Below are 20,013 nucleotides of genomic sequence, written 5' to 3'. Positions count from 1 at the left end.
TCATGACCAATAAAACTATTTCTCAATTTATACCCAATGCTAGCGAACTTATTTATGGCTGTATGGGCTTGGGTGGAGGCTGGAATAACAACCCAATAACCAAAGCCGATATAAACCAAGCACATACAGTAGTAGAGGCAGCGCTTGAAAATAACATTAATTACTTTGACCATGCTGATATTTATACTTTTGGTAAAGCAGAGCAGGTATTTGGTGAAGTTTTAAAAACGCGCACCGACCGTGATAAGTTAATTATTCAATCTAAATGCGGTATTCGCTTTGAAGATGAGCATGGCCCAAAGCGTTATGACCTTTCAGGACAGTGGATAGAGCAAAGTGTAAATAAAAGTTTAGCGCAGCTAAAAACAGACTACTTAGATGTACTTATTCTGCACAGACCCGACCCACTCATGTGCCCTCAGGAAATTGCTAGCACTTATAAAAAACTAAAAAGCCAAGGCAAGGTACGTTTTTTAGGGGTGTCTAATATGCAGCAACATCAAATAAAAGCCATTCAACAAGCCCTGTCAGAGCCACTTATTTTGAATCAAGTAGAAATGAGCTTATTAAAAAATGACTGGGTTGAAGAGGGCATATATGCTGGTAACGCGCAAGGCGCAAATATTAACTTTACGCCGGGCTTAATCGAGTTTTGCCAGCACGAAAATATACAGCTGCAGGCGTGGGGAAGTTTATGCCAAGGGTTGTTTTCGGGTGCTGATATAACCGGCGCTGAAACCCGTATTAAAAACACGTACCAATTAGTACAAAGCTTAGCTGCGCAGTACGAAACAAGTGCAGAAGCCATTGTACTGGCATGGTTAAACAGGCACCCTGCAAACATTCAATCTGTTATAGGGACTACTAAAACTGCGCGTATTAAAGCGTGTGCACAAGTAAACAAAATACAATTAACGGCCGCTCATTGGTATGCACTTTACGAAAGTGTAAAAGGTTGCGAGTTGCCATAGTTTAGTAAAGGAGCACTAAAATGATAAAAAACACACTAACAACATTTTTACTAAGCACTGTAGTGGCATTAACGGCCTGTAAAAGTAATCAGCCACCAGCGGCCGGTAACGCAAACACTGCAAGCACTGATAATTATTTACAGCGCGATGTACGCGACGATATATTTTATTTTGTATTACCTGATCGTTTTAATAATGGCGATCCGCAAAACGATAATGGCAGCAATGAGCATGCTATTTCGGCTGGTGGGTTAAATTTAACAACCACCAGTGGTTTTCATGGTGGAGATATAACAGGCATTGAACAAAAGCTCGACTACTTAGAAGCGCTCGGGGTTACAGCAATTTGGATGACGCCTTTATTACGCAACCAAGCGATTCAATCAGATGGTGTTGCGCACCATGGTTATTGGATTGTCGATTTTAGCGAAATAGACCCGCACTTTGGTGGGAATGCTTCTTTAAAAAAGCTAATTGATGCAGCTCATAAAAAAGGCATTAAAGTATTTTTTGACATTATTACTAACCACACAGCCGATATTATTCGTTACGACGAATGCCACATGCCAAACGGTCAATTTAAAGCAGGTTTAACGCATTGTGAGTATAAAGCGCTAAATAACCCTAAGCCGTATAGCCCATTTATTCCTGAGCACTTAAAAAATGTTAAGTACCCAAAGTGGCTAAACAATGTCGATTATTATCACAACCAAGGCGACAGCACCTTTAGTGGTGAAAGCTCACTTAATGGTGATTTTAACGGCCTAGACGATTTAAAAACAGAGCATCCGCAGGTGGTGAGCGGCATGGTCGATATTTATCAAAATTTAATAAAAGAGTTTAAGCCCGACGGCTTCAGAATCGATACCGTACGCCATGTAAATCTCGAGTTTTGGCAAACATTTACACCCGCTATTATTGATTACGCTAAAGCGCAAGGGATTCCAAATTTTCATGTGTTTGGTGAGGTGTACGACCCTAATCCTAAAAACCTAAGTGTATTTACTACAGAAGGTAAAATTCCATCGGTGCTTGATTTTGCATTTCAAAAAATAGCGGCCGATGTGTTTTTTAAAGGACAGAACCCAAGCGCCATTAGGGAGCTATTTGCACAAGACTCACTATACCAAGATGAAGACAGCCAAGCCGATTTACTTATGACCTTTTTAGGGAACCACGACATGGGCAGACCTGGCTTATTTATAAACCAAACATTTGAGCACGAAAGTGATGAGCTTAAATTAAAGCGCAGCCAATTAGCGCATGCATTTATGTTTTTATCTCGCGGTATACCGGTTATTTATTATGGCGATGAACAAGGTTTTACAGGCGATGGCCACGATATTGATGCACGCGAAGATATGTTTGCATCAAATGTTGCAAGCTATAACGACAATAACCTTATAGGCACCACGCAAACAACGGCCGATAATAACTTTAACCAGCAGCACCCATTATTTAAAACTATTGCGCAATTAAGTAAGTTACGAAAAAATCACGAAGGGCTTCGCCGCGGTGAATACAACGACTTATTTTTTGCTAAAAACACTGGCATGTTTGCGTTTTCACGCACAGTAAAAGGTGCAGAGCAGGCGTATATTATTGTGTTTAATAGCGAAAAAACGCCACAAACAATAGAGTTTAATAGCCCGTATAAACACTTTTCGCCTCTTGTAGCTGCCGAGCAACTTGAGCAACAAAATGGCAAGTTAACGGTCACTTTAAAAGGGCTAAGCTATAGTGTGTATATTGCTAAATAATTAAGGGTTTAGGTTAAGTAAAAGCCAGCTGCTAAGCTGGCTTTTTTATGCCTTAAAGGTTATTGCTTTAAATCTATGGTGTATAGCGCAAAACCATTTTCGTCTGTTTTAAGTGGTGAGGTAGGCGCAACTGCAGGGAGTGTTTGTGCAATAGTAGCTACCTCATCAAGCGGTGATGTTCTAAACACAACGTTTAGCTCTGTGCTGGTGGTCACGGTGCTAAAGCGCCAGTTATTATCGGCCGAAGGGTCAATACTGCCTGTGCTACTTTTAGCGGCTTCGCTAATAATGTAGCTACGCAGCACACCGCGGTTTTCATCTGGGCCTTCAAATGTTTCACGGCTAGTACCGTCAATCGCCGGGAAGTTACCGCCGCCCGATGCACGATAGTTATTAGTTACAATTAAAAACTCTGCCTCTAAATCTATCGCTTCACCTTGGTATTGCAAGTTAGTAATGCGCGAATTGTTTTCACTTATTAATACCCCATCGTTGTCGTATCGTTTTGGCTGAGTGACGTCAATTTCAAAGGTAACGCCGTCAATAATGTCAAAGTTAAAAGTGGGAAAAGTGGTATCGAGTAGGTTTTGCTCAGCGCTGCTGTTTACATCAATTTGATTAAACTGACCTGCAGAGCGTTCAAGCCACTCTTTAACATCGCTACCTGTTACTTTTACCATACGAATAGTGTTTGGAAACACATACAAACTAACGGTATCTAGTAAGGTAATATCGCCTGCTTTTACATTGGTGTAATCTTCAATACCATTGCGGCCAGCTCTAAAAGGGGCTGCTGCCGAAAGCACGGGTAAGCCATCAAGCTCAGTGCCTTGAATAAACGCTTTACCCCACGCTATTTGTGCATCTGATACTATTTGAATTGACGGGTCGTCTTGCACCAAAGCAAAAAAGCTATAAATTGGGTTTGAAATTTCAGCAAATGGTTCGCTTACCCAATCAATCGTTGCTTGGTGTTCAAGCTCAATTGCGGCAGCTACATCGGTATCTACAGCAGCTAAATCAATAAAGTCGCCGTTTTCATCTGTACCACTAATGGCGCGGGTTTCTACTTTTGAGCTGGTTACTTCCCAGCCGCCTTCATCGTTTGGCTCAACAATTAAATCAATAACCCCTAAGTTATTGCCAAAAAAGCCAGGCATAACAGCCGGTACGCCATTAAGTTTACCGTTTACGTTATCAATACCCGCCGATTCATAGCCATCGTACGACGAATCACCCGGAAACAAACGGTGGTTATGACCAAACAATATGGCGTCTACGTCATCTACTTTAGACAGGTAAAGGGCCGTATTTTCAGCGAGGTCTTCTTGGGCGCTGGCTGTTAACCCAGAGTGCGGAATGGCAATGATAATATCGGCGCCTTGTGCTTTCATTTGTGGAATGAATTTTTCAGCAGTAGCAACAATATCTTTTGCAATGACCTTACCTTGTAAGTGCGCGCTATCCCATTGCATAATTTGCGGTGGGGTAAGGCCTAAGTAACCAATTTTAATTGTTTGTTCGTTGCCGTTTATATCAAATACGGTTTTATCTTGAAGGTAGTACGGGGTGTAACGGTTTTCATCGTTTCTGTCGTCATCATCACCATCATCAACGTATACATTGGCATTAATATACGGGAAGTCGGCACCACTTAATGTGGCATCTAAAAATTCTAAGCCAAAATTAAATTCATGGTTTCCTAAGTTAGCAACATCGTAATCAAGCAAGTTCATTGCTTTAAAGGCCACATGGGTTGCGCCATTTAAAATATCGTCTTTACGTACAATCGCTTCGTAATCGCCAAGCGGGCTGTTTTGAATTAAATCACCATTATCAACAAGTACACTGTTTTGCACTTCATTGCGGGCTTCTTTTATTAGGGTAGCGGTATTAACAAACCCTAAGGTTTCTGAGGGGGCTTGTGCAAAGTAATCGTAGTTAGATAAATACATGTGTATGTCGGTTGTTTCCATCACGCGCAAAGTAACCGGTGCAGGCTCTGGTGTTTCTACAACGACAGGGTCGTTATTATCGTCATCATCAATGTCGCAGCCACTCAATGCGAGTGCAATAGTCAGTGCCAATGTTGATTTTAAAACGTGCTTTTTAGCGATTCGATTTTTCATAGTCATTCCGTGTAATTTAAAAAGAGTACAGTAAAAAAGATTTATTAAAGTATGATGAATTAAAATGTGAATCCAGATTTACATTTTTAGGTGGTGCATTTATAGTAATGTCTTCTACCAAGATGAGCACACACTATGAGTATATCTATGTACGCATTTAAAAAAATTAAAAAATCTTTATTATTAATTGCTTGCGCTTTAACTAGCTTTACAAGTTATGCAGTTGATGAGCAATTTGTACGTTATCAAGCGGGGCGTTATGCAATTAAAAATATCACGTTAATCGATGGCACCGGCAAACCGGCACAAACTAATCAAACGGTTGTAATAAATAAAAATAAAATTGTGAATATAGGCGCCACAGCAGAAGTAGGCGTCGCTAAAGGTGTGAATATTATTGACGGTAGTGGAAAAACATTAATTCCGGGTTTGGTGATGATGCACGAGCACATGTTTTATCCTACCGGTAAAGCACATTACACCGAAATGCTCTACAGCTTTCCGCGTTTATATTTAGCAGGCGGTGCAACCACAATTCGTACTGCAGGCACCACTGCACCATATGCTGATTTAAAATTAAGAGATGATATAAACGCAGGTAAAAGTTTAGGCCCAGATATAGATGTAACGGCGCCGTATTTAAATGGCCCCGGTTTACCTATTTTAAAAATAAAGTCGCTACGCGATGCAGACGATGCTAAAAAAATGATGGACTACTGGGGCTTAGAGGGGGTTACCTCATATAAAGCGTATATGCATATTAATCAAAATGAGCTTGATGTTGTTATTAAAAAAGCGCACGAGCAAAATAACAAAGTAACGGCTCATTTATGTTCAGTTACATACCGCGAAGCAGCCGCTTTAGGTATTGATAACCTAGAACATGGCTTTTTTGCCGCCACCGACTTTGTTAAAAACAAACAAAAAGATGTATGCCCAAGTAATAAAGACGTACAGCAATCGTTTGTTGAGTTAGATATAAACTCGCCAGAAGTAACGAGTCTAATAAATTACTTAGTGGCTAAAAATGTAGTACTTACCTCTACACTTACTGTATTTGAAACCTTTACTAAAGGTCGCCCTAAAGCCTACCCAAAAGCACTTGATGCATTAATACCGCAAGTACGTGAACAGTACGAGTCGCGCTTTGAAAAAATAGCAAAGCAGAGCGAATCTAGTTGGCCTTTAGTATTTAAAAAAATGATGCAGCTAGAAAAAATGTTTGTAGCCGCTGGTGGTAAATTAATGGTGGGCACCGACCCAACAGGTTATGGCGGCGTTATTGCTGGCTTTTCCAACCAGCGTGCAATTGAATTACTCGTAGAGGCTGGGTTTATGCAGCCACAAGCAATAAAAATAGCTACGTTAAATGCAGCGCAGTATTTAAATAAGCAAAATACAATAGGTAGTATTGAAGTAGGTAAACATGCCGACTTGGTTATTGTTAATGGCGACTTTGCTAAAGATGCGTCGGCTATCCGTAATATGGAAACTGTATTTAAAAATGGTGTAGGCTATAACTCAACAGCACTTTTCGATAACACTAAATCGGTTGTTGGGCTTCATTAAAATAATAAAGGAAATCAGGATGAAAAAATCACTACTTTCGGTGGCATTAGGTTTTGCTGCACTTGGTGCGTTTAACGCGCAGGCAAACCTTGATCAACACGTTAAAAATGTAGAGCAGCAGGTAATTGAATGGCGACGCGACTTTCACCAAAACCCTGAGCTTGGTAATCGCGAAACGCGTACCGCAGGCATTGTGGCTAAACATTTAAAGTCGTTAGGTATGCAAGTACAAACCGATATTGCTTACACCGGTGTTGTTGGTATTTTAAAAGGCGCAAAGCCTGGCCCTACAGTAATGCTACGCGCCGATATGGATGCGCTACCGGTAACAGAAAAAACAGATGTGCCATTTAAATCAACCAAAACCACAAATTTCCGTGGCGTTGATGTAGGCATAATGCACGCTTGTGGCCACGACACGCACGTAGCTATGCTAATGGGCGCAGCCGAAGTATTAGCAAATATGAAAGATGAATTGCATGGCAACATCATGTTTGTGTTTCAGCCTGCTGAAGAGGGCGCACCTTTAGGCGAAGAGGGCGGTGCAGAGCTAATGCTTAAAGAAGGTATATTTAAAAAATATAAACCTGACGTAGCATTTGGCCTGCATATTACATCGAGCCTACATACGGGGAAAATTGGCTATCGAAGTGGGCCGTTTATGGCCAGTGCCGATCGCTTTGAAATAACTGTACATGGTCGCCAAGCGCATGGCTCAGCACCGTGGACAGGCGTTGACCCTATTGCTGCCGCTGCGCAAATTGTAACGGGCGTTAACCATATTGTTAGCCGCCAAGTAAATATAACCAAAGAGCCTGCTATTGTGTCGTTTGGTAAAATTGCCGGTGGTGTGCGTAATAATATAATTCCTGAAGAAGTTGAAATGGTTGGCACTATTCGTAATTTTGATATGGATAATCGCGCGCAAATCTTTGAAAATATTAAAACAACCGCTACACATATTGCTAAATCATCGGGGGCAACGGCCGATGTGCATATTCACGAAGGTTACCCAGTAACGGTTAATAACCCTGAACTTACTGCGCAAATGTTACCTAGCCTTGAAAAAGCAGCCGGTAAACAAAACGTGCAAGAAATGGGTAAAATAACCGGCGCAGAAGACTTTTCGTTTTATGCCCTAGAAATACCTAGTGTATTTGTATTTTTAGGTGGTACGCCTGACGATCAAGACTTGAAAACGGTAGCAAGTAACCACTCACCTTATTTTTATGCCGATGAGTCATCGTTTAAAGTGGGTACCAAAGCGCTTAGCCAATTAGCGGTAGATTATTTAAATAGCCAAAAATAACGACATAACTACCCAGCGAGTAATGTAATTGCTGGCTGGGTATTGTTGTTTATATTAACAAGCTGCACAGTACGTGCGTTTACAACTCAACATGTTTGAATTTATGTCTGAACACCCTTTTTTGGCGCCTAAGCAACAACGCAGCCAACAAACCCAAGAAAAACTAGTAAAAGCGCTGCATCACAGTTTAAAAAGTAAGTTTTTTGAGCACATAAGTATAAAAGAGCTGGCCGATTACGCCGAGGTGTCGGTAGGTACGTTTTACCGTCGCTTTAAAAATAAAGAGTCGCTGCTGCCTATGCTGTATCAAGACTTTGGTATTGCATTAGATAACTGGGTAAGTGAGCTTGAGGCGCAGCACTATAAAAACTTAGACGATGTAGTTAACACTTTATGCCATAAAACCTATGTGTTTTTATCATCACAGCAGGGGGTATTTAGAACCCTGCATTTAAATTCGCGTTTACACAGTGAGTTATTAGGCAGTGATAAACACATAAACAGGCGAGTAATTTATCAGCGGTTAGCGCAACTAATTAGCCAAACAGATACCAAAGTGAGCGAAACGGCGGCAGGTACTGCAGTATTTTTAATTGTCAGTTCATTGCTTGATAAAGTGCTGTATCACGATTTAACCCCTGCGATAGCCTGTGATTTATCGGCGCAGCAATACGCGCAAGAACTACCTAAAATTATTTTAGCTTATTTAGGTTAAGCACCTTTAAACATACTCAAGGAGAGTAAAATGAAAATTACCGGAAGCTGCTATTGTGGTGAAATTAAATACCAAGCTCAGTCGCAAAATAATAACGTACTTGTATGTCATTGTAGCGATTGCCAACGCATGTCGAGTGGGCCATTTAGAGCCGTAATTATGGCTGAGCCAAACTCGGTGGTATTTACTAAAGGCGAGCCAAAAGAGTATGTTAAAACAGCACAAAGCGGTAATAAACGCGCACAAGGTTTTTGTGGTACGTGCGGCACTACACTTTACGCAACCAACGAAGCAAAAGCCGATAGAGTGTACGGCCTGCGCATAGGGGCCGTTGATCAGCGTGATGAGTTTACCCCAGCTGCGCAAATTTGGTCGCAATCAACGCTTACATGGCTAAACGATTTACACCAAGTGCCGGCTTTTGAAACTACGCCTCAATCATAAGCGCAATGGGCGCTGAGTAAATAAAACGCCTTATTAGCCATGCCTTGCTAGTGGGAGAGTCTCACTAGCAGCCATATAAATTCCCCTTCCTTTTGTATTCTTTTTTATATTTAAATCTGTTTATTGTTGCTTTAGAGTGTTTTTTAACGCGAGTGATTAAGTATTTATGAGCTAAAGCGCTTTGTGAATTATTTTCATATTTTATTGAAATATATGCCTATGCCCCCCCTTTATAAAAACGCCTTTCCATTTTTTAAAAACATAAGTTTTTGATATTTATAAATATATATTTAATTCTAGCTGTACCTATTTGGCTTGTTATTTGCTGATAAATTCTTATGGACTGCATATTTATTATGAGGTGAAACAAATGAGAATTTTATCTACAAGCGAAGTGGGGGCTGAATTAGAAGCGGCCAAATCACGTTTAAAAAAACTACCACACTGGAAACTCTCTGAAAAATTAGCCTTAGAGCTGCGCTTAAAGCAATTAAGTGCTTATTTTAACGATTACAAAAGTTAGCGCTTAATTTATTAGCGTAATAGATACGGAAATTAATGCCCTTGTTTAAAGCGGTTTTAAATAAAAATGTGGCTAAGGAAGAATAATGAAAAGCAAAAGATACTGTAAAACTGCCATTGTGTTAGTAACTTACCACTGCAATGAAGGTGTTATAGATCGGGTTAAAGAAATACAAAAATACGCCAGTAACTGCATCATAACCATTGTTGATAATTCAACGCAAAAGTACAAACAAAGGTATAACTTACGCCTAAGGTTAAAGGCGATTGACCCAAGCATTATTTATATTGATCACCAGCTAAATTGTCGGTTTGCGGCTTATAATGTGGGGCTGCAAGCTACGTTGAGTGACTTTGTGGTTTTTCGTACAGATGATGACGTATTTGATGAAAAGCACACTTTTAAACTAATAAACGAAGGCTTTGAAGAGGACTTTGTTTTTACTCCTTACTACTTTGATAACACAAAGAAAGTAGAGCACACCTATCAAAGGCCGCTGGAAAGCATAATATTTAAAAAAGATTCTTTATTAGAGTTTTTACCCTTTGAAACAGCGCCAAGCAGTGATTGGCAGTTAATGAAAAAAATGTTTACTGCAAAAAGCAAAAAGGAAGCGCCATGGGTTCTTTTGTATAAAAAGCCGCACGGACGCGAGGAGCTTGCAGTATGAAACTTGCGATTATAGCTCACCCTCGATTTCCTATTAAATCGCCCTATGCTGGTGGGCTAGAAGCCTTTACTGGTGCACTGGTTGAATACTACCAATCAGTGTATGAGGTTACTTTGTATGCTCACCCAGACAGCGAGGTTAACTGTAATTTAAAATCGTTTCAGATAGATAACAGCCAATTTCAACAATATCCCGATATAATTGAAAACGATTTTATGCTCAAGGTAATGGCCGATATAACTAAAGAGCAGTTTGACGTAGTACATAATAACTCTCTTAATCCCATCCCCATATTGTGGGCCAGTAAACATAACATTCCCATGTTAACCACATTGCATACGCCGCCTTATTCAAAACTTAAAGCGGTTGTGGGGCTGGCTTCTTACTCGCCGTTTATACACTTCACCGCAGTGTCGCATTCTTTAGCTGAGGCGTGGAAGCCCTTTATAAACGATAAAGTAGAAGTTACTTACAATGGTATAGACCTTAAACGTTGGCAGGTAACAAAGAACCCTCAAGATTATGTGTTTACTTATGGCCGAATATTACCGAGTAAGGGCATTGATATAGCAATATCTACAGCGCAACAAATGGGTATTGCTATTAAATTTGCCGGCCCCATCGCAGATAAACACTATATGGATGATGTAGTACGGCCTTTGCTAAGGCCCTGCGATAGCTATTTAGGGCATCTTGATCACCACAGTATTAAACTCCAATTGGCAAATGCCAAAGCTGCTGTATTTGGCACCCGCTGGGATGAGCCATTTGGGCTTTCTACTTTAGAAGCTATGGCAACAGGTACGCCAGTGGTGTCGTTTAATCGCGGTGCGTTTGCTGAAATAGTCTGTGAAGGGGCAGGCGTACTTGCTAAAGGCAATAACGTAAACAGTTTAGCCGCCGCGCTTGAAGCTTCTTTTTCGTTAAATAAAAATGATGTAATTAAAAGCGCGCGTAATTTCCCTATAGCTAAAATGTGCTGCGAATACAGCAATATATTAGGGAGAATTGCATGAGAATACTAATGGTCGCAAGCCCTATAGTTTCTTTGCGACAACCTTTTAAGGGGGGGACAGAGGCCTTTGTTGCTAATTTAGCTAACGCACTTTGTAAAAAAGGGCACACTGTTGATGTGTTGTGTAAAGACGCTGATGAAGAAAACGAGTTTAACATTTTACAGTTAGATGAATCCCCCCTGCGCATGAAAGACAACATAACCACAGAAGAAGAAGGCCAAAAACTGTATCAGGCCGCCCAGTTTGCGCTAATAGACAACTCGTATTACGACGTGGTGCATTACCACAGTTATTATCATGCGATTTATGATGTTGCATTACTGCACAATATAAAAAGCGTGATTACTTTACATGCCCCTGTATCACCAAAGCTTGGCTTAATACATAAGCTGCATAAAGCGCGTAGCGATCATCGTTATATAGCCGTGTCTAACCGGTTGTGTAAAGAGTGGGAGTCTCAGCTTGGTAGCGCAATTAAAGTGATTTCAAATGGTGTTACTATGCCCAAAAGTGAATGTGTATTAGAGGAAAATAAAACCCATGATTTGTTTTGGATGGGCCGTATTAACGCCGAAAAAGACCTAGTATCGGCGATTCAAATAGCGCAAAAGTTACAGCGCAATTTATCTATAGCTGGCCCCATTGAAGATGAAGAATATTTTAAAGCTAAAGTCGAACCCTTACTTACAGACTCCATTTGTTATTTAGGGCATTTAAAACATGATGAGTTATTTGCAGAGCTTGCTAAATCTCGCTTATTTTTAGCAACCTCAAAGTGGCACGAACCTTTTGGCCTAACAACCATTGAAGCGCTTGCTCATGGCATACCGGTTGTAGGCTTTAAAACAGCCATACCCGAAGAATTGCGATTTTCTAATGTGTGCACCGCACTAAACAATGTGGATGAAGCTGTATCAGCCATTAAAAAGCTGGGCAAAATAACGCCGCAAGCGTGCCAATCATTTGCTAAAAACTTCGACTTTAACGTTACTGTTTCAAATTATGAGGCCGAATATGCAGCACTTATATGAGCCAAATTATGAGCCAAATTTACCGACTGTATTTTTTTATGTTCATCATCATGGCGCGGGCCACATTACACGTGCTGAGTTACTTATAAATAAGCTTCAAAATAGCTATAACGTAGTAGTGCTCTATGGCGATTTAAAAGTCAAAATGGCTTTAAATAAAGTGTGTAAGCGGGGCGTTTTTGAAAAGCTGCCTTCAAAATGGGTAGGGCAAAGCTCAGTGCAAAGGAGCTATAACGCAGCGTTTGAAGGAATAGAATATAGCGAGGCGCCACTTGAGCGCTCTATAACTTTTAACTTATTAGCGCAGCAATACAAACCGGTATTATTTATAAGTGATGTATCGGCCGAACTCACTATTATGGCCAGAAGTATTGGTATACCTGTTTTAATGCAGCGCCATTCGGGTGATATTAGTGGCGACCCTACTCAAGTGTTTGCCTATGAATGCGCGACTAAATTATACGCCCCGTACCCAAAGCAGTTAGAAACACCTCACTACGGCTATTTTAATAAAACCCATTATTTGGGGTTTATATCAAAATACACAGGTGGTGAAAGCGCCTCAAAAACAGATTTTGGCAATCATATTACTTTGCTAATAACAGATGCCCGAAGAGCGGCATTAATTGCACGTGTACTTACTAATTACACAGATCACGTTGAGGTTATTGGCTGCCACGGCGAGCCTATAAAAGGAGTAACCTATAAAGGGATGGTGGCTAATATAAACCAAGCGATTACTGCAAGCGTTGTAGTTACAAGTGGTGGCAATAATGCAGTATCACAGTTGTTAGCACTGGGGAAAAAGCTGATTGTTATACCCGAAAACCGACCCTACCAAGAGCAAGATGAAAAAGCGCGTATGTTAGCTAAAAATAATCTTGCCGTGCATTTACCTTTTTCAGCGTTTTTACAGCAAAACAATGCCCTAATAGAGGCCGCATTAATTGATGCAAGAAAAACCCAAATGAGTAAAACACAAATAATAAGTGATACAGATCAGTTTATTAGCGAATTTATTGCGTTAGTTGAGGAGGTTGCAATTGAGCCATAAATTTTCAGTCGTTACTATTGTAAAAGGGCGTCACCAGCAACTTGCTAACCTTATTCATAGTATAGAAAATAGTACGCTGCGCCCAACCGATATGGTGGTGGTGTGGATGGATGAAAAAAACAGCCACAATGTTACCCCAAGCACGTCTTTTTTAACCAAAAATGTATATATGCAAAGCACAGGTTTACCCCTTGCTAAAGCGCGTAATACTGGGGTTAAAAATGCTCAGCAAAATAACGTTATATTTATAGACGTAGACTGTATTTGCTCTCCCACACTTTTTGAAAACTTACTGACTAAATTAACCCATAAATTAGTGGTAAGTGCCAAGGCAAAGTATTTACCGTATGTGCCTTGTAATGGTAACTACGAGCTATTAGTGGAGGAGGCTGTTGATCACCCTAAACGCAAAAACCTGCCTATAAACGAAAATGTAGATTTTTTAACTTTTTGGTCTTTAATTTTTGCGATTAATAAACGTGACTTTAATAAAGTGAATGGCTTTGATGAGCAATTTATTGGTTACGGCGCTGAAGATACCGACTTTGCTATGCAGTGTAAAGTTAACAACATAAAGCTTAATTACATTGATGATTGGGTACTGCACCAATACCACGACAAGTTTACGCCTCCTATAAACTACGCCGAAGATATTTGTAATAACGCCAACACCTTTGCAAAAAAATGGCAGTTTTTACCTATGTTTGGTTGGCTAAAAAAAATGGCCGTTATGGATATAGTTAAAATTGACGAAAAGAGCCACAGCGTTAAATTTTTAAAAAAACCGACCCGCGATGAGATAGAAGCATGTCGCTCTACCTCGCCGTACTAAATAAGGTGCGCTACATGCTAAAAGCTAAACAGCACAAAATGATAAGCAAAGATTATTAATTGAAATTTTTTAACCAAATGACTGTCTATTTATAAGGCAGTCATTTGGAGAAAAAATATGTGTAGTTCACCGAAAAGTAGCCGAGCAGTTAAAAAGTCAGCTATTAACTTTAATGACGAACTAACTCAAGAGCAGCGTTTGCGTTTTGCTGCAAAAGCTAATTTAGCACAGCTGCGCCGCGAGCAACGTCAAGCCGCTAATAAGCGTTTTGAGCAAAAGCATCGCCCCGCTAAAAAGCCAGCAACGGGCTTGTTTTCATGGTTACAGCAGCTAGTAAGTTAACTATTATTAAGCGTGGTGTTTTTGCCGCTAAACCATCCACATGTAGCACATAACACACCTGCACCTGCACATAACCAAAGCGGCGCACTCCAGCTGCCGGTACTTGTATGTAGCGCCCCAGCTACCATAGGGCCAATAGCCGCCAACAAATAGCCAATACTTTGTGACATACCCGAAAGCGAAGCCGCTTGCGTGGAGTTATCGGTACGTAGGCTAATAAACGACAGCCCTAAAATAAAACACGCCCCCGAGCTAAAGCCAAGTAGTAGCGTCCACACTAATGCAAAGCTTGGCATATAAAGTAACCCTAGCGCACAGCACGCACTCAGTGATGCAAGTATAAAGCTAAGCGCACTTTGATCTTTTAATTTTCCTAGTAAAGGTATAAGCACAAGCCCAGGGATGGCAGTCGCAATTTGAAAAGCACCATGATACGCGCCTGCTTGCGTTGCGCTTTGGCCCGCTTCGGTGAGTATGCTAGGCAGCCAAGTAATAATGATGTAATTTAAAAATGAATTTAGCCCCAGTAACAAGGTAATTTGCCAAGCAAGTAGGTAGCGCCATACGCTTTTATTAAGTGTTGAGGCCTGTGCTGTTTGTGCCGGTTTTGTGTGTTTATTTAATTGCGCCATCCACACAATTAAAGTGGTAATTGTAATGAGTGCACTTGCCCCTAATGCAAACTGCCAGCCTAACCCTTCATATTGGCTAAGCGGATAAACTAATGCTGAAAAGCCACCCGAGGCAATGCCCATAGTGAGTACATAAGCAGAGGTCATTACCGCAACTTTTGTCGCAAAGTCGCGTTTAATTATACTTGGTAGCAATACGTTAGCTATGGCAATACCTGCGCCTATTATGGCTGTGCCTACAAATAGCATAATGGATGAATTAACCACCCGTGCGGCAATACCCAGTAATATTAAAAATACAGCAAAAAACAATGTGCGCTCAAGCCCTTGGCGTTTAGCCAGGCTTGCAGCCATAGGCGATATAATGGCAAAGGCAATTAGCGGTAAGGTGGTAATAAAGCCTGCTTGCGAAGCGGTTAAATTAAAATGCGCAATTATTTGTTCAAGCACAGGGGCAACCCCTGTAAAAGGCGCACGTAAATTGGCAGCAATAAGTAAAATACCTATTACAAGCAATACGCTTGAAAAGCGCGACATACCAGCATTACTGTGAGGTGTGTGAGTCATTATTACAAAATAAGTTAGCTAATTATTGGCGCTAGTATAAACAAATCAGCAGTATTATAATTTAGCTATACTGACATTAAATAATTAAAAACTGACAAAATATGTTTGAGCCTAAAGGGTGGGGATACCTACAAAACTACGAGCACATGGTACAGCCTATAATTGCCAAAGTAGATACCGCACAAGGCAGTAAAGAATACCCGTTACACACCCACCCTAAGGGGCAGCTAATTTTAGCGCTTGATGGTTATGTAACCTGCGAAGCGGCTAACAAAATGTGGATGGTGCCAACGCACAGCGCTATTTGGGTACCTGCAAACACCTTACATAGCAATCGCGCATCTGATAACGCCAAATTATGTTTTGTATTTATTGATGCTAATAAGCACGGCATGCCACAGCATACCTGTACATTAGCAATAACGGGGCTGGTAAAAAGTTTAATGCTAAAACTAGCAAGCGAACACCAAGCCTATAATGAAGGCTCTAAAACAGCACGTTTAGCTCAGGTACTGTTTGATTTATTAATTGAAATGCCCGCCCAGCCGCTCGACTTTGTGTTATCTAAGCATTCGGTTATTCAAGCAATGGGGCAGCAGTTACTCGCACAGCCAAATAATCGTAAAACCCTTGCGCAATGGGCACACGATTTTGCTTTAACCGAACGTACGTTGGCACGGCTTATAAAAAAGCAAACCGGTATGACCTTTGGTAAGTGGCGAATGCAATTACATATAATTACAGCGCTGCAGGCACTATCAGATGGACAAAGTGTACAGCAAGTGTCGGCATTATTGGGGTACGAATCGGTGAGTGCGTTTATAACTATGTTTAAAAAGGTAATGGGAAAGTCGCCCACTAAATATATGGGCGACTTAAATTAACCTTTATACATGGTTTTACCACGTGTACGTAGCTGAAAGCATGGCGTTACGCGGTTTACCCGGGAAGTACCTATCGCCAGTAAAGCTGGTGTAATCAGCACGCTCTGCATAAGCTTCGTCGGTAAGGTTAATTATACGTGCAAGCACTTCTAAATTATTGGTAACTTGCCACTTTGCACGCAAGCTTAAAATATCATGCCCCTCGTAGCTATGTAGGTTTTCTGGGTCGGTATAGTAACTACTTACGCTATGCCATTGCAGTGCAAGCGCTAGGTTATTAAAGGCTTGCCAGGTTAAATCAAGGTTAGCCACATTGCGAGGCGCGGTGTCTACGTTGTTACCGTTTATATTTAGCCCATTAATTAACTGATTATTGGTATACGTGTGCTTTGCATGTGTACCTGCAAATTGTAAGTTAAGCGTTTTGCTTAATGCATAATCTACTTCAAGCTCAATACCTCTGTGACGTGAACTGCCATCATTAACGTTAAAGAAGTCGCTATCGCGATAAATAGTATTGTGTTTGCTCATAGCATACACAGCCAATGCGTAACTTACATTGCTGTAATATCCTTTTAAGCCAAGCTCGGCATTATTGGCTATTTCGGGGTTTAAATCGGCGGTGGTTTGCTCGCGTTGTAATTGGTAAAGCTCTGCCGCTTGCGGCGCTCGGTAGCCACGGGAAAAGTTAGCGTATAGCGTATTATTTTTGTTGACCTTGTAGCTCACGCCAAATTTAGGTGAGGTATTGCTAAAGCTATTTTTACCACTGGCTGGGCGACTATAACGGCAACCGCCAAAACCACATTCTGTGCCGTCTTCTGTTGTGCGCCCTGTGAGCATATTATTAGTGTAATCGTACTGCATATGCTCATACCTGAGGCCGGCGCTAATAAACCATTTATTTAATTGCCACTCAACTGATGCAAACGGCGCATATAGAGTTGCGTTTACGTTGTAATCGTAGTGTTTGCCTTGCGGTACTGTGGCTACTAAAAATGCAGAGCCTTGAGTTGGCTCGTTTTGACTTTGAGTAAAGTCGCTGCGGGTGTATTCGCCATCAAGCCCTAGGTTTACTTTTACATTACTTTGCAAGTTATGTTGATAAAGCGATTGCACACCTATGCCTGTTTGACTGTTGGTTTCAAGCGGGGTACCAGGTAAAAAATGCTTAAAAAAGTCCATGCTTTGGTCGCGCACATAAGGCGTAATAGAAAGCACATTGCCGTTTTTTAATTGCCACTGGGCGTTGCTCCACGCTCTAAATGAACGGGCTTTTCTAAATGCATCGGGGTCAAAGTTTTGCTGTGCTATGTCTTCGTTTTTATAGCTTTCAAAACCGGTAATAAAGCCCGCAGTGTGCTGATCTAAATTTGTGTATGTAAGGCCAGAGGTAAGCAATAGGTTTGAGTGCTCAAAGCGGTGGCGAATATTTATTTTTTGCTGTTTAACGCTTTCATCATCACGGTAACCAGTATCGTCGGTAACACTGGCGTTTATGCCAATACCACTGTTGCCGTAGTCTTGCCCAGCGCGAAGCTTATAACGGGCATATCCGTATGAGCCATAATCAAGCCCGACTAATCCACCGCCTTGCGTGGTATCGGGCGTTATTACATTAATAACACCATGCACAGCATTTGAGCCATAAAGTGCAGAGCCGGGGCCTTTGAGTACTTCTATGCGCTGCGCCATTTCACTATGCGCTTCAAAAAGCTCGTTAATATTACAAAAGCCTGCAGCACGCAGTGCAATGCCATCTTCAAGGGTTAGTATGCCGCCACAGGCTGCCGCGCCCGAAAGCACCGGCGAGCGAAGGGCCGGTAGGTATTCTTGCCCATTTCCGCGCTGTACGTTAGCACCTGAAATACGTTGTAACGACTCTTCAACATGAGTAGGCGCAATGCTATTTAACTGCGCTTCAGATAAGGTACTAATAGAAAGCGGATAGGGGGTAGCCAGTGCTTCTGTACGTGATGCGGTGGTTGTTATGGTTTCTATTGCATCATCGTTTTTATTATCAGCAATTGCAACGTGGCTGAGAGGCAATAACAGCGGCAAAATATAAGGTTTCATACATTCCTTTAAGGTGAGTAACGCTTTATTAACGCCATGGTAAGGTGTTTTAAACAGTTTTTAAACCGCTTGCGTTAAAGTGCGCGTATTCTATATACCCGATAAGTTAGCGATAATATAAAGCAAGCCCCAGCGGGCACGGTTAAAGCAAGTAGGGCTAAGTGCTCATAAAGCATAAACCCGCACACTCCACCTAATAAAAAGCCGGCAATAATAAGTATAAATATTACGCCTTTGCGGGTATCAAAGGGTTCACCTTTTAGCGCTTTGCCTATCATTAAACCTAGGTCGGTAAAAATACCGGTTAAATGAGTGGTGCGCACTACTGCGCCGCTGTAGTTAGTGGCAAGGGCGTTTTGTAAACCACAGGCGGCAGAGGCAAGCGTAATGCCATAAACATGGGCGCGGCTGAGTAAATAGGCGCTTAAAAGCAGCAATAGGCCTTCAATAAATAATAGGGTGTCGTAATGGCGCCCCAGCTTCAACGAGCCGCCGGTAAGTAAAAAACCAGAAAGGGCAGAGCCAAGCATAAAGCTTAAAATTATACTCATTAGTAGTAACGCAGCAGAGGTACTGCTCATTAGTTTTATACCAAGTAAAGTAACACTACCGGAAAGGTGAGAAATAGCCTGATGCTCAAACCCTAATAACCCTACAGCATTCACAATGCCAGCAATAAAAGCGAGCGCAAACGCGCCGTACTCAACCCAATTTGGTAATTTAGTTAACATTGCCTACCTTATTAATGCACACCGAATTGCGCTTTATAGCGTTTTATTTGCTCATCAACGATTGCGGTGTTGACCACGCCATGCTTAAAAGCAATATAAACAGGTAGGGCATAGCCTTCAAGCTGCTTAGCATGTATGTTTTTATAGCCTTTTGAGTACCATAAGCCGGCTTGATAATTAGTAATTGCGTAGTCAACACGCTGTTTATTAAGCAAATCAAATGTGGCTTTAGTGGAGAGTGAATGCATAAAGTTGCTTTGTTTAATATTGTATTCTTTTGCCAGTACATTGGGTAATTTAACGCCTCTTAGCATAGCAATGCGTGAATTTGATAAGTCATTATTAAGGTTTGCTTTTTCTGTGCTAAATAAACCAAATTGGGTGGTGTGTAGTGGCTCAGTGGTAAATTCTAAATATCGCGCACGCTCGGTATTATTTGCCAGCGCAAAGTAACAATCGTAGTAACCTAACTTCATTTCTTTTTTAATACGAGCCCACGGTAAATGCACCAGCTCAATGGTTACTTCCAAATTACGCTCTATAAAAGTTAAATAGTCTATGTCTATCCCTGTAAAGGTATGTGTTTCATCGTCATAAATTGTAAAAGGCGGGTAATGGGTCGTTGCACAGCGCAGCGTTTTATTAGGCGCTGCTAATAATAGCGAAGAAAAACTAAAAGCTAAAAGCAGCAGTAATGTGCGCATAAATGTAAATCCGATTTTTTCTTATGTTAGTGTGTTTATTATACAGCGATATTC

Annotated in this window: 19 protein-coding genes; 14 read left to right on the top strand and 5 right to left on the bottom strand. The window is 41.1% G+C overall.

Annotated elements, in window-relative coordinates:
• Positions 1-2 precede the first annotated feature (2 nt).
• The gene (locus tag OIZ54_RS18615) at positions 3-971 is read left to right on the top strand and encodes an aldo/keto reductase (protein ID WP_264391029.1); all 969 of its coding nucleotides are present in this window, start codon (positions 3-5) and stop codon (positions 969-971) included.
• 20 nt (positions 972-991) lie between these two features.
• Entirely contained in the window at positions 992-2,731 is a 1,740-nt protein-coding gene (locus OIZ54_RS18610; RefSeq protein WP_264391028.1) for an alpha-amylase family glycosyl hydrolase, read from the top strand.
• 59 nt (positions 2,732-2,790) lie between these two features.
• Here the strand turns inward: OIZ54_RS18610 and OIZ54_RS18605 are convergent, their stop codons facing one another.
• Positions 2,791-4,860: a bifunctional 2',3'-cyclic-nucleotide 2'-phosphodiesterase/3'-nucleotidase gene (locus tag OIZ54_RS18605; RefSeq protein WP_264391027.1), complete on the bottom strand. Its 2,070-nt coding sequence runs from the start codon at positions 4,858-4,860 to the stop codon at positions 2,791-2,793.
• A 135-nt stretch (positions 4,861-4,995) separates the two neighbouring features.
• Here OIZ54_RS18605 and OIZ54_RS18600 point away from each other — a divergent pair, with 135 nt between their 5' ends.
• The 11 genes from OIZ54_RS18600 (at position 4,996) to OIZ54_RS18550 (ending at position 14,365) form a co-directional block, all read left to right on the top strand.
• The gene (locus OIZ54_RS18600; protein ID WP_264391026.1) at positions 4,996-6,429 is read left to right on the top strand and encodes an amidohydrolase family protein; all 1,434 of its coding nucleotides are present in this window, start codon (positions 4,996-4,998) and stop codon (positions 6,427-6,429) included.
• A gap of 19 nt (positions 6,430-6,448) precedes the next feature.
• Positions 6,449-7,738: a M20 family metallopeptidase gene (locus tag OIZ54_RS18595; RefSeq protein ID WP_054983526.1), complete on the top strand. Its 1,290-nt coding sequence runs from the start codon at positions 6,449-6,451 to the stop codon at positions 7,736-7,738.
• 73 nt (positions 7,739-7,811) lie between these two features.
• Positions 7,812-8,453 (top strand): TetR/AcrR family transcriptional regulator, encoded by a 642-nt coding sequence (locus tag OIZ54_RS18590; RefSeq protein WP_264391025.1) that lies wholly within the window; start codon positions 7,812-7,814, stop codon positions 8,451-8,453.
• A gap of 30 nt (positions 8,454-8,483) precedes the next feature.
• A complete protein-coding gene (locus tag OIZ54_RS18585; protein ID WP_004588484.1) occupies positions 8,484-8,897 on the top strand; it encodes a GFA family protein in 414 nt (137 codons plus the stop codon).
• A gap of 370 nt (positions 8,898-9,267) precedes the next feature.
• Positions 9,268-9,420 carry a hypothetical protein gene (locus OIZ54_RS18580; RefSeq protein ID WP_024031649.1) on the top strand — a complete coding sequence of 51 codons (153 nt, stop codon included), beginning with the start codon at positions 9,268-9,270 and terminating at the stop codon, positions 9,418-9,420.
• An 85-nt stretch (positions 9,421-9,505) separates the two neighbouring features.
• Positions 9,506-10,090 (top strand): glycosyltransferase, encoded by a 585-nt coding sequence (locus OIZ54_RS18575; RefSeq protein ID WP_096042209.1) that lies wholly within the window; start codon positions 9,506-9,508, stop codon positions 10,088-10,090.
• Positions 10,087-11,106, top strand: coding sequence for a glycosyltransferase (locus tag OIZ54_RS18570; RefSeq protein WP_264391024.1), 1,020 nt, complete (start codon positions 10,087-10,089; stop codon positions 11,104-11,106). Before OIZ54_RS18575 ends, OIZ54_RS18570 begins: the two co-directional genes overlap by 4 nt.
• Positions 11,103-12,137 (top strand): glycosyltransferase, encoded by a 1,035-nt coding sequence (locus OIZ54_RS18565; RefSeq protein WP_054983523.1) that lies wholly within the window; start codon positions 11,103-11,105, stop codon positions 12,135-12,137. Before OIZ54_RS18570 ends, OIZ54_RS18565 begins: the two co-directional genes overlap by 4 nt.
• Entirely contained in the window at positions 12,121-13,191 is a 1,071-nt protein-coding gene (locus OIZ54_RS18560; RefSeq protein ID WP_264391023.1) for a glycosyltransferase, read from the top strand. Before OIZ54_RS18565 ends, OIZ54_RS18560 begins: the two co-directional genes overlap by 17 nt.
• Entirely contained in the window at positions 13,181-14,023 is an 843-nt protein-coding gene (locus OIZ54_RS18555) for a glycosyltransferase family 2 protein (protein WP_162985982.1), read from the top strand. Before OIZ54_RS18560 ends, OIZ54_RS18555 begins: the two co-directional genes overlap by 11 nt.
• Before the next feature lie 117 nt (positions 14,024-14,140).
• Entirely contained in the window at positions 14,141-14,365 is a 225-nt protein-coding gene (locus tag OIZ54_RS18550; protein WP_004588490.1) for a hypothetical protein, read from the top strand.
• On the opposite strand, the gene OIZ54_RS18545 is transcribed toward OIZ54_RS18550, so the two are convergent.
• Positions 14,362-15,564 (bottom strand): MFS transporter, encoded by a 1,203-nt coding sequence (locus OIZ54_RS18545; protein WP_264391022.1) that lies wholly within the window; start codon positions 15,562-15,564, stop codon positions 14,362-14,364. The genes OIZ54_RS18550 and OIZ54_RS18545 overlap by 4 nt on opposite strands.
• Before the next feature lie 101 nt (positions 15,565-15,665).
• Between OIZ54_RS18545 and OIZ54_RS18540 the strand changes: the two genes are divergently transcribed.
• Positions 15,666-16,448, top strand: a complete 783-nt coding sequence (locus tag OIZ54_RS18540) for an AraC family transcriptional regulator (RefSeq protein WP_264391021.1) — start codon at positions 15,666-15,668, stop codon at positions 16,446-16,448.
• Between the two features lie 15 nt (positions 16,449-16,463).
• On the opposite strand, the gene OIZ54_RS18535 is transcribed toward OIZ54_RS18540, so the two are convergent.
• The 3 genes from OIZ54_RS18535 to OIZ54_RS18525 all read right to left on the bottom strand — a co-directional run bounded on the left by OIZ54_RS18535 (position 16,464) and on the right by OIZ54_RS18525 (position 19,959).
• Complete coding sequence (locus OIZ54_RS18535; protein ID WP_264391020.1) at positions 16,464-18,524, bottom strand: TonB-dependent receptor; 2,061 nt, start codon at positions 18,522-18,524, stop codon at positions 16,464-16,466.
• Between the two features lie 74 nt (positions 18,525-18,598).
• Positions 18,599-19,255: a YoaK family protein gene (locus OIZ54_RS18530; protein WP_096042202.1), complete on the bottom strand. Its 657-nt coding sequence runs from the start codon at positions 19,253-19,255 to the stop codon at positions 18,599-18,601.
• An 11-nt stretch (positions 19,256-19,266) separates the two neighbouring features.
• Positions 19,267-19,959, bottom strand: coding sequence for a substrate-binding periplasmic protein (locus tag OIZ54_RS18525; protein ID WP_264391019.1), 693 nt, complete (start codon positions 19,957-19,959; stop codon positions 19,267-19,269).
• Positions 19,960-20,013: the final 54 nt, after the last annotated feature.

Source organism: Pseudoalteromonas sp. A3 (genome assembly GCF_025942345.1).
GTDB lineage: Bacteria > Pseudomonadota > Gammaproteobacteria > Enterobacterales > Alteromonadaceae > Pseudoalteromonas > Pseudoalteromonas atlantica.
Note: the sequence above shows the minus strand (reverse complement) of the source record. Positions and strands in the feature narration are given on the sequence as shown.

What these genes read in the sequence shown, in the direction of transcription:
- OIZ54_RS18615 (WP_264391029.1), top strand. Translation starts at nt 3, where the DNA reads ATGACCAATAAAACTATTTCTCAATTTATACCCAATGCTAGCGAACTT.
- OIZ54_RS18610 (WP_264391028.1), top strand. Translation starts at nt 992, where the DNA reads ATGATAAAAAACACACTAACAACATTTTTACTAAGCACTGTAGTGGCA.
- OIZ54_RS18605 (WP_264391027.1), bottom strand. Translation starts at nt 4,860, where the DNA reads ATGAAAAATCGAATCGCTAAAAAGCACGTTTTAAAATCAACATTGGCA.
- OIZ54_RS18600 (WP_264391026.1), top strand. Translation starts at nt 4,996, where the DNA reads ATGAGTATATCTATGTACGCATTTAAAAAAATTAAAAAATCTTTATTA.
- OIZ54_RS18595 (WP_054983526.1), top strand. Translation starts at nt 6,449, where the DNA reads ATGAAAAAATCACTACTTTCGGTGGCATTAGGTTTTGCTGCACTTGGT.
- OIZ54_RS18585 (WP_004588484.1), top strand. Translation starts at nt 8,484, where the DNA reads ATGAAAATTACCGGAAGCTGCTATTGTGGTGAAATTAAATACCAAGCT.
- OIZ54_RS18580 (WP_024031649.1), top strand. Translation starts at nt 9,268, where the DNA reads ATGAGAATTTTATCTACAAGCGAAGTGGGGGCTGAATTAGAAGCGGCC.
- OIZ54_RS18575 (WP_096042209.1), top strand. Translation starts at nt 9,506, where the DNA reads ATGAAAAGCAAAAGATACTGTAAAACTGCCATTGTGTTAGTAACTTAC.
- OIZ54_RS18570 (WP_264391024.1), top strand. Translation starts at nt 10,087, where the DNA reads ATGAAACTTGCGATTATAGCTCACCCTCGATTTCCTATTAAATCGCCC.
- OIZ54_RS18565 (WP_054983523.1), top strand. Translation starts at nt 11,103, where the DNA reads ATGAGAATACTAATGGTCGCAAGCCCTATAGTTTCTTTGCGACAACCT.
- OIZ54_RS18560 (WP_264391023.1), top strand. Translation starts at nt 12,121, where the DNA reads ATGCAGCACTTATATGAGCCAAATTATGAGCCAAATTTACCGACTGTA.
- OIZ54_RS18550 (WP_004588490.1), top strand. Translation starts at nt 14,141, where the DNA reads ATGTGTAGTTCACCGAAAAGTAGCCGAGCAGTTAAAAAGTCAGCTATT.
- OIZ54_RS18545 (WP_264391022.1), bottom strand. Translation starts at nt 15,564, where the DNA reads ATGACTCACACACCTCACAGTAATGCTGGTATGTCGCGCTTTTCAAGC.
- OIZ54_RS18540 (WP_264391021.1), top strand. Translation starts at nt 15,666, where the DNA reads ATGTTTGAGCCTAAAGGGTGGGGATACCTACAAAACTACGAGCACATG.
- OIZ54_RS18535 (WP_264391020.1), bottom strand. Translation starts at nt 18,524, where the DNA reads ATGAAACCTTATATTTTGCCGCTGTTATTGCCTCTCAGCCACGTTGCA.
- OIZ54_RS18530 (WP_096042202.1), bottom strand. Translation starts at nt 19,255, where the DNA reads ATGTTAACTAAATTACCAAATTGGGTTGAGTACGGCGCGTTTGCGCTC.
- OIZ54_RS18525 (WP_264391019.1), bottom strand. Translation starts at nt 19,959, where the DNA reads ATGCGCACATTACTGCTGCTTTTAGCTTTTAGTTTTTCTTCGCTATTA.